The organism is Mangrovibacter plantisponsor (assembly GCF_003182475.1).
Lineage (GTDB): Bacteria > Pseudomonadota > Gammaproteobacteria > Enterobacterales > Enterobacteriaceae > Mangrovibacter > Mangrovibacter plantisponsor.
Genome location: NZ_QGTS01000023.1, coordinates 44,577 through 53,351, shown reverse-complemented (window position 1 = coordinate 53,351; position 8,775 = coordinate 44,577). Strand labels below are relative to the sequence as shown.

The following is an 8,775-nucleotide window of genomic DNA, read 5'->3' as shown; positions in this document are numbered from 1 at the left end:
GCAGCCTGGATATCGGGGCGAATGCGTTCCACTGGCGTGAAGACGGCGCACAGGACAAAGGCTTCCTGTTAAACCTGACGCACCATTTCTGATAACTTCTGAAAACCACAGGTAAACCACGGGAAGTGCCGGCATAACCGCACTTCCCATTTTTTAACCCGTCATGACAAAAAAATGTACCAATAAAAAAGCACTGCCGCAGGACAGTGCTTGAGTCTGCTGACAAACCTCATGTTCGCACAGAACGAGAGGATGTCGCCCAATAACAAACTAGGAAAATCAATTTATTGATTTTCGGCTGCTAACTAAAAAGAAGGAAAAACCACGTTTTTTCCTTCTTTTTCATCAATATTAAGCACTGCCTGAGGCAGTGCTTAATGATTTATGCGCTGACTGGTGCAGTGAGCACCCTGCCACCGGCATCGTGCCGCGTGGCTGTATCAGGCATTATTTTTTGGCAGCGCGTTCGAAAGAGGCAACGATTTCAGCTTTAGCGGCTTCTGCGTTGTCCCAACCGTCAACTTTCACCCATTTGCCAGCTTCCAGATCTTTGTAGTGTTCAAAGAAGTGGGTGATCTGTGCTTTCAGCAGTGCAGGCAGGTCGTTCACATCTTTAATGTGGTCGTATTCTTTGCTCAGTTTGGTGTGCGGTACCGCAACCAGTTTGGCATCTTCGCCAGACTCGTCGGTCATTTTCAGCACGCCAACCGGACGGCAACGAATAACAGCACCCGGCTGCAGCGGGTACGGAGTTGGCACCAGTACGTCAACCGGGTCACCGTCCAGAGACAGGGTATGGTTGATGTAGCCGTAGTTGCACGGGTAGAACATAGCAGTAGACATAAAACGGTCTACAAACAGTGCGCCGCTTTCTTTGTCGACTTCGTATTTGATAGGGTCTGCGTTAGCCGGGATTTCGATAACAACGTAGATGTCTTCCGGCAGATCTTTGCCTGCTGGTACGTTCAGTAAGCTCATGTCTGTTTCCTTTAAATGTGTGGCAAACAAGTGCCGGGTATTATAGCCAACTGTGCCCGAATGTCTTCGCCTGTTTTTCTTAATCCGGAAAAGTTCGGGGCAAGCGGTAGCGTACTTTCCAGCATAAAAATCCATAAAGCCAGCTGCATTATTTATAAATTCTTGTAACCGGTTACAAAAGGGAAATTCCAGCGAATTCATTGATGAAAAAAACAGCACTCACCTTTTGTGGTGGGGAGCCTCACCCAGCCCGATCCTTGACCAAAACTGAATGTTAACAATTATGCTACTTTTTTGAATTGTGATGTAACGCATTCAGTTACATCCCGAATTGTCTATAGTTTCCCCTGCAGATGTACTTCTTACCAATAATAACCCTACGAGAGGACGCGCTTATGTGGAAGCGGTTACTTTTAGTCTCTGCAGTTTCAGTGGCTATGTCATCAACAGCGATGGCAGCCCCCCTGGTGGTTGGATTTTCTCAGGTTGGTTCTGAGTCTGGCTGGCGTGCGGCAGAAACCAATGTTGCCAAAACGGAAGCAAAAGAACGTGGAATTACCCTGAAAATTGCCGATGCACAGCAAAAACAAGAGAACCAGATTAAAGCGGTACGCTCTTTTGTTGCCCAGGGCGTGGACGCAATCTTCATTGCTCCTGTGGTAGCGACCGGCTGGGAGCCGGTGCTGGAAGAAGCCAAAGATGCGAAGATCCCGGTATTCCTGCTGGACCGTTCTATTGATGTGAAAGACAAATCCCTGTACATGACCACGGTAACAGCCAACAACGTACTGGAAGGCCAGTTAATTGGCGACTGGCTGGTAAAAACTGTCGCAGGTAAGCCGTGTAATGTTGTTGAGTTGCAGGGGACTGTGGGTGCCAGCGTGGCGATTGACCGCAAGAAAGGCTTTGCTGAAGCCATTGCCAAAGCGCCCAATATCAAAATCATTCGTTCCCAGTCTGGCGACTTTACCCGTAGTAAAGGTAAAGAAGTCATGGAAAGCTTCATCAAAGCGGAGAACAACGGCAAAAATATTTGCATGGTTTACGCCCATAACGACGATATGGTCATCGGGGCAATCCAGGCTATTAAAGAAGCCGGGTTAAAACCGGGTAAAGATATTCTCACCGGCTCTATTGATGGCGTACCGGATATCTACAAAGCCATGATGGCAGGCGATGCAAATGCCAGCGTTGAACTGACGCCAGATATGGCAGGCCCGGCCTTCGATGCGCTGGAAAAATACAAAAAAGACGGCACTGTTCCACCGAAAACAATTATCACCAAATCAACGCTCTACCTGCCAGATACAGCGAAACAGGAATACGAGCGCAAACTCCATATGGGTTATTAACCAACCAGGCTCAGGCTGCTTTCGTGGCCTGAGCCGTTTCCCTGACCGGAGACTCCGCGATGAACACCCGTGATAATCAGGAAATTTTGCGTACGGAAGGCCTGAGTAAATTTTTCCCCGGCGTAAAAGCGCTGGATCATGTCGATTTTCAACTACGCCGGGGCGAGATAATGGCCTTGCTGGGTGAAAATGGTGCTGGTAAATCAACATTGATCAAATGCCTGACTGGTGTTTATCAGCGTGATACCGGGGCTATTTACCTGGAAGGGCAGTCTGTCTCACCGAAAAATACGGCAGACGCACAGCGCCTGGGGATCGGTACGGTCTACCAGGAAGTTAACCTGCTCCCGAATATGTCCGTGGCCGACAACCTGTTTATTGGCCGCGAACCTCGCCGTTTTGGCTTACTGCAGCGCAAAGAAATGATCCGCCGTGCCAGTAAGTTGATGGCTTCTTACGGTTTTGAACTGGATGTACGTGAACCCCTGAATCGTTATTCGGTGGCCATGCAGCAAATTGTCGCTATCTGCCGGGCTGTGGATCTGTCGGCCAAAGTCCTGATCCTGGACGAACCCACCGCAAGCCTCGACACCAAAGAAGTTGAAATGCTGTTCACTCTGATGCGCCAACTGCGCGATCAGGGCACCAGCCTTATCTTCGTCACCCACTTTCTCGACCAGGTTTATGAAGTGACGGACAGAATTACCGTACTGCGTAATGGAGCGTTTGTTGGCACGGAAAACACAGCCGATCTGCCACAAATTGAACTGGTTAAGATGATGCTGGGGCGTGAGCTTGAACAAAATGCGCTGCAACGTGCCGGGCGAACACTACTGAGCGACAAACCCGTGGTGGAATTTACCGGCTACGGCAAAAAAGGTGTGATCAAACCGTTCGACCTGGCAGTGCGCCCGGGCGAAATTGTTGGTCTGGCTGGCCTGCTGGGTTCCGGGCGTACTGAAACCGCAGAAGTCATTTTTGGCATTCGCCCTTCCGATGCAGGTAGTGTGGCGGTAAAAGGCAAAACGATGGCGCTGCGCACGCCGCATCAGGCTTCCTGCGCCGGGATTGGTTTTTGCCCCGAAGACCGAAAAACCGACGGGATCATCGCCGCCGCTTCTGTACGGGAAAATATCATTCTGGCGCTCCAGGCCCAGCGTGGCTGGCTACGGCCAATTCCGCGTAAAGAACAGCAGCAAATAGCCGAGCGGTTTATCCGCCAGTTGGGGATCCGCACACCGGGCATGGAACAACCCATTGAGTTTTTATCTGGTGGGAATCAACAAAAAGTCTTGTTATCCCGCTGGCTGCTCACCAAACCTCAATTCCTGATCCTTGATGAACCGACCCGCGGTATTGATGTGGGCGCACATGCTGAAATTATCCGCCTGATAGAAACACTTTGCGCAGATGGCCTGGCGCTGTTGGTTATCTCTTCAGAACTGGAAGAACTGGTGGGCTATGCCGACCGGGTGGTGATCATGCGTGATCGCCAGCAAATTGCCGAGATCCCCCTCGAAGATCTCTCTGTCGCCGCCATTATGAATGCCATTGCGGCATAAGGAGGAGATTGTGATGCCGCATTCGTTATCAGGCCCCGGGCAGCGCCGCCGCACCTTCCGCTGGCCGCAGGGCACCCCACAATTTATTGCGCTGTTGCTGGTCTTACTGGTGGACAGCCTGGTTGCCCCCCACTTTTTCCAGGTAATTTTGCAGGATGGCCGCCTGTTTGGCAGCCCCATTGATATCCTCAACCGTGCCGCACCGGTGGCATTACTGGCGATTGGTATGACGCTGGTCATTGCCACTGGCGGTATTGATTTGTCTGTTGGCGCAACCATGGCAATTGCCGGGGCCACTGCCGCGGCACTGACGGTGCAGGGGCATTCGCTGGCAGTGGTGATTCTGGCTTCACTGGGTGTCGGCATGCTGGCCGGGTTATGGAATGGTATTCTGGTCGCGATACTTAAGATCCAGCCGTTCGTTGCCACCCTGATCCTGATGGTTGCCGGGCGCGGTGTGGCGCAGCTTATCACCTCCGGGCAAATCGTCACCTTTAACTCACCTCACCTTTCCTGGCTGGGTAGCGGTTCGCTGTTGTTCTTCCCAACGCCAGTGGTTATTACGCTGATAACCCTGGTCGCTTTTTGGGTTCTGGTGCGCAAAACAGCACTGGGGCTGTTTATTGAAGCGGCAGGGATCAACATTCGTGCGGCAAAAAACGCCGGGGTGAATACCCGTATTGTCGTCATGCTCACCTATGTGCTGAGCGGGTTGTGCGCAGCCATTGCCGGGGTAATTGTTGCTGCGGATATTCGCGGTGCCGATGCCAATAATGCCGGGTTGTGGCTCGAACTGGACGCGATCCTTGCTGTGGTTATCGGCGGCGGTTCGCTGATGGGCGGGCGTTTCAACATGGTGCTGTCAGTGGTGGGCGCACTGATTATTCAGGGCATGAACACCGGGATTCTGCTGTCAGGCTTTCCGCCGGAAATGAACCAGGTGGTGAAAGCCATCGTCGTGCTGTGTGTGCTGGTTGTTCAGTCTCAGCGTTTTATTTCATTGATTAAAAGGTGGCGCCGCCATGATGAAGCGTAATTTGCCGCTGGTGATCACCCTGCTGGTGTTTATTCTCGGCTATCTGTTCTGCCTGGCTCAGTTTCCAGGCTTCGCCTCAACCCGGGTCATTTGTAATATTCTGACAGATAACGCCTTTCTGGGGATCATCGCCGTTGGCATGACCTTTGTGATTATCTCCGGCGGGATTGATCTTTCAGTTGGGTCGGTAATCGCTTTTACCGGGGTATTTCTGGCAAAAGCGCTGGGCGACTGGGGGATGTCTCCGGCTGTGGCATTCCCGTTGGTCATGCTGATGGGATGCGGGTTCGGTGCATTTATGGGGTTGCTGATAGATGGCCTGAAGATCCCCGCTTTTATCATCACTCTGGCCGGAATGTTCTTCTTGCGGGGAGCCAGTTACTTGCTGTCTGAGGAATCTATTCCTATCAATCACCCTGTCTACCAAACCTTGTCCACTCTGGCCTGGCGAATTCCTGGCGGTGGCCGCCTGAGTTTCCTGGGCGTGGTAATGTTAGTGGTGGTGGTGTTTGGCATTCTGGTGGCAAGCCGCACGCAGTTTGGTAACCGGGTGTACGCCATTGGCGGCAGTGCCACCTCTGCCAACCTGATGGGGATTTCAACCCGCAGCACCACTATTGGTATTTATATGCTCTCTACCGGCCTGGCAACCCTGGCGGGGATTGTCTTTTCCATTTATACCTCAGCAGGTTATGCCCTGGCTGGTGTTGGGGTTGAGCTGGATGCTATCGCTTCGGTAGTTATTGGCGGCACGTTACTCAGTGGTGGCGTGGGAACGGTGCTGGGTACCCTGTTTGGTGTGGCAATTCAGGGGTTAATTCAGACTTACATTAACTTCGACGGCACGCTGAGCTCGTGGTGGACCAAAATTGCTATTGGCATTCTGTTATTTATTTTTATTGCGATGCAACGTGGACTGATGGCGTTCTGGGAAGGTCGCCAGAGTGTTCCTGTTAACAGAGTTAACATAGAGCCAACAAAGACGTAACCTTATGAAAAATCATTAAACTTACCCCGGTAGTGGACGATAACCGTACTGTTATATTTTTAATCATTCTTGCCACTACCGGGGCTATTTTATGTTACGACATCTTTCTCTACGTACCGCATTGCTCTCCCTGTTAGCCATAATGACATTCCTCATGCTGATGGTCAGCGCAATCGGTATTTATGCGCTCCAGAACAGCGCCTCTTCGCTACAACGTATTAATGATCTGCACAGCCAGCAACTGGCGGGTATAGACCAGAGCTATATCGCTTTGCTGCGTGCGCGCAATGATGCCGGGCAGGCAGTTCGTTTAATGGAAATCGGCATGCTGGATGATGCCGCTGCTCTGGTGAAAAAGGTGAACAGCAATATTGCCAGTGCACGTAAAACCATCATGGCACAGGTCACCACTGGTATTGATGACACCAAAGGCGCGTCATTATTGCAGGCACTGGGCAAAAGCTTCGTCACTTACGATGCACAGGGCATTGTTCCTATGCAGGACGCTCTGAATAAGCAAAGTGCCGATGACTATTATGACTTGCTGGAAAACAAGCTGATGCCTCTGGCAAACCAGTTTGATGACCGGATGCAGGCATTTCAGTCATGGTCAGATGAATATGGCAGTCAACAGGTACAGTCTGTGCAGGCAAGAAAGAGCCGGGTACTGGGCCTGATTGTTGTTGCGCTACTGGCAACCGCAGGGTTAATGGTCATCGCCTGGCTGATGTTGCGCCACCGTTTTCTGCACCCACTGGATAACGCCATTGTGCTGCTCGAAAAAGTCGCTCAGGGCGACCTGACTCAGGCAAGCAGTTACCATAACCGCAATGAGCTGGGGCGGCTGAGCCAGGCTATTGATGCCATGCGCACAGCTTTGATGGATTCAATGAGCCAGGTGAAAAGCGTGGCACATGGGATTGACCAGGGAAGCCAGATGCTGCTTAACGGTAATGTGGAACTGGCTCAGCGTACCGAAAGCACCGCCAGTTCATTAGAACAAACGGCAGCCAGTATGGAGCAGATTACCGCGACAGCAAAACAGAATGCCGATAATGCCCACCAGGCACATGATATGACACTGCATGTGTCCGACACGGCAGACCAGGGAAGTGAGAAAGTCTGTTATGTAATCGAAAAAATGCAGGATATCGCCACCAGTTCCAACAAAATCGGCAATATTCTTGGTGTTATCGATGGTATTGCCTTTCAGACCAATATTCTGGCGCTTAACGCATCTGTAGAAGCGGCTCGTGCTGGTGAGCAGGGGCGCGGGTTTGCCGTGGTTGCCAGTGAGGTGCGCAATCTGGCCCAGCGTAGCGCGGATGCGGCAAAAGAAATTCGCTCTTTAATCATGGCCTCCCGTGAGCATGTCGGTGAAGGCCAGCAACTGGCTCTGGAAGCAGGTGAAACGATTGATGAGATAGCAACGGAAGTGTTGCGCATGACCAAACTGGTTCGTGAAATAGCCACCGCTTCTGAAGAACAACGCCATGGAATTGAGCAAATCAATATCGCAGTGAATCAAATGGACGATGCAGCACAACAAAACGCCAGCCTGGTACAGGTTTCTGCTTCATCGATGCAGGCGATGGAAAATCAGTCACGGCAGTTAATGGCTGTGGTTGGGGAATTTAAACTGGCTCAGGATGACACCGTAGTTGAAGTTGGCAGGGAAGAGGCTGAACTGCCGCTGGCACTTCCTGCCTGATATGCAATAAATACAGGGCGCTTATGCGCCCTGTATGACCTGATGAAAGGCTGATTACCTGGCTTACAGTGAATCCGGGTATTCGCGCATAAAGCGTTCCAGGTCATCAACCATTTGTTCTGTACCCACAAAGAACGGGCGGCGCTGGTGCAGGCTGTCTGGCTGAATATCCAGAATACGCTGTTTACCATCACTCGCTTTCCCGCCCGCCTGTTCGGCCAGGAACGCCATAGGGTTGCATTCGTATAACAGACGAAGTTTGCCTTCCGGGTAGCTTGCTGTGCTGGGGTACAGGTACAGGCCACCTTTCAGCAGGTTACGGTGGAAGTCAGCAACCAGGGAACCGATATAGCGGGAAGTGTATGGGCGGTTGGTGGCCTTGTCTTCTTCCTGGCAGTACTTAATGTACTTTTTCACACCTTGCGGGAATTTAATGTAGTTCCCTTCGTTAATGGAGTAGGTGTTGCCTTTTGGTGGGAAATTCATGCGCTCCTGAGACAGGCAGAAAACCCCCAGAGACGGATCGTAAGTAAAGGCGTGAACACCGCAACCAGTAGTGTAAACCAGCATGGTGGATGAACCATAAACTACGTAACCTGCTGCCACTTGCTGGCTGCCGGGTTGCAGAAAGTCTTCCAGAGTAACAGGCGTACCAACCGGTGTAACGCGGCGGTAAATAGAGAAGATAGTACCAACAGAAACGTTAACGTCGATATTGGTAGAGCCATCCAGTGGGTCCATCAGCACAACATATTTTGCATGCTCGCACCCTTCGAAAACAACAATTTCGTCTTCTTCTTCAGAAGCGATGCCGGCAACGATATCGCGGGCTTTCAGTGCTGCTTTCAGTTTTTCATTGGCAAACAAATCCAGCTTCTGCTGTTGTTCACCCTGAACATTCTCGGCGCCGCTGGCACCCAGGATATCAACCAGACCTGCTTTGTTGATATCGCGGTGAATGATTTTGGCACCCAGCTTTATCGCCGATAATAACGCAGTCAGTTCCCCGGTGGCGTGAGAAAACTCGTGCTGCTTTTCGACAATAAATTCACCTAACGTTTTCATAACACTTTCCCTGCATTCAGTGGAGTAAAGCGGTTGAGTAGAGCGAATACAACAATACTAACAAAGTTTAAAATAAACGCGCA

7 protein-coding genes are annotated in these 8,775 nt (G+C 51.2%); 5 read left to right on the top strand and 2 right to left on the bottom strand.

The features are described from left to right. Positions 1-447: 447 nt before the first annotated feature. Positions 448-978: an inorganic diphosphatase gene (ppa, locus tag DES37_RS24030; protein ID WP_110028128.1), complete on the bottom strand. Its 531-nt coding sequence runs from the start codon at positions 976-978 to the stop codon at positions 448-450. Between the two features lie 395 nt (positions 979-1,373). Between ppa and ytfQ the strand changes: the two genes are divergently transcribed. From ytfQ to DES37_RS24005, 5 genes are all read left to right on the top strand, one after another. Then, complete coding sequence (ytfQ, locus tag DES37_RS24025) at positions 1,374-2,330, top strand: galactofuranose ABC transporter, galactofuranose-binding protein YtfQ (RefSeq protein WP_036111430.1); 957 nt, start codon at positions 1,374-1,376, stop codon at positions 2,328-2,330. A 59-nt stretch (positions 2,331-2,389) separates the two neighbouring features. Further along, positions 2,390-3,892: a galactofuranose ABC transporter, ATP-binding protein YtfR gene (gene ytfR / locus DES37_RS24020; protein ID WP_110028127.1), complete on the top strand. Its 1,503-nt coding sequence runs from the start codon at positions 2,390-2,392 to the stop codon at positions 3,890-3,892. A gap of 13 nt (positions 3,893-3,905) precedes the next feature. Continuing rightward, positions 3,906-4,928: a galactofuranose ABC transporter, ATP-binding protein YtfT gene (gene ytfT, locus DES37_RS24015; RefSeq protein ID WP_110028126.1), complete on the top strand. Its 1,023-nt coding sequence runs from the start codon at positions 3,906-3,908 to the stop codon at positions 4,926-4,928. Further along, positions 4,915-5,916, top strand: coding sequence for a galactofuranose ABC transporter, permease protein YjfF (gene yjfF, locus DES37_RS24010; RefSeq protein WP_110028125.1), 1,002 nt, complete (start codon positions 4,915-4,917; stop codon positions 5,914-5,916). Before ytfT ends, yjfF begins: the two co-directional genes overlap by 14 nt. A 91-nt stretch (positions 5,917-6,007) precedes the next feature. Next, positions 6,008-7,627: a methyl-accepting chemotaxis protein gene (locus DES37_RS24005; RefSeq protein WP_110028124.1), complete on the top strand. Its 1,620-nt coding sequence runs from the start codon at positions 6,008-6,010 to the stop codon at positions 7,625-7,627. Positions 7,628-7,690: 63 nt separating this feature from the next. Here the strand turns inward: DES37_RS24005 and fbp are convergent, their stop codons facing one another. Beyond that, on the bottom strand, positions 7,691-8,692 hold the full coding sequence (gene fbp, locus DES37_RS24000) for a class 1 fructose-bisphosphatase (RefSeq protein WP_036111419.1): 1,002 nt from the start codon (positions 8,690-8,692) through the stop codon (positions 7,691-7,693). Positions 8,693-8,775: the final 83 nt, after the last annotated feature.

Coding starts and splice junctions, on each gene's coding strand:
- ytfQ (WP_036111430.1), top strand. CDS start 1,374: ATGTGGAAGCGGTTACTTTTAGTCTCTGCAGTTTCAGTGGCTATGTCA.
- yjfF (WP_110028125.1), top strand. CDS start 4,915: ATGATGAAGCGTAATTTGCCGCTGGTGATCACCCTGCTGGTGTTTATT.
- ppa (WP_110028128.1), bottom strand. CDS start 978: ATGAGCTTACTGAACGTACCAGCAGGCAAAGATCTGCCGGAAGACATC.
- ytfT (WP_110028126.1), top strand. CDS start 3,906: ATGCCGCATTCGTTATCAGGCCCCGGGCAGCGCCGCCGCACCTTCCGC.
- ytfR (WP_110028127.1), top strand. CDS start 2,390: ATGAACACCCGTGATAATCAGGAAATTTTGCGTACGGAAGGCCTGAGT.
- DES37_RS24005 (WP_110028124.1), top strand. CDS start 6,008: ATGTTACGACATCTTTCTCTACGTACCGCATTGCTCTCCCTGTTAGCC.
- fbp (WP_036111419.1), bottom strand. CDS start 8,692: ATGAAAACGTTAGGTGAATTTATTGTCGAAAAGCAGCACGAGTTTTCT.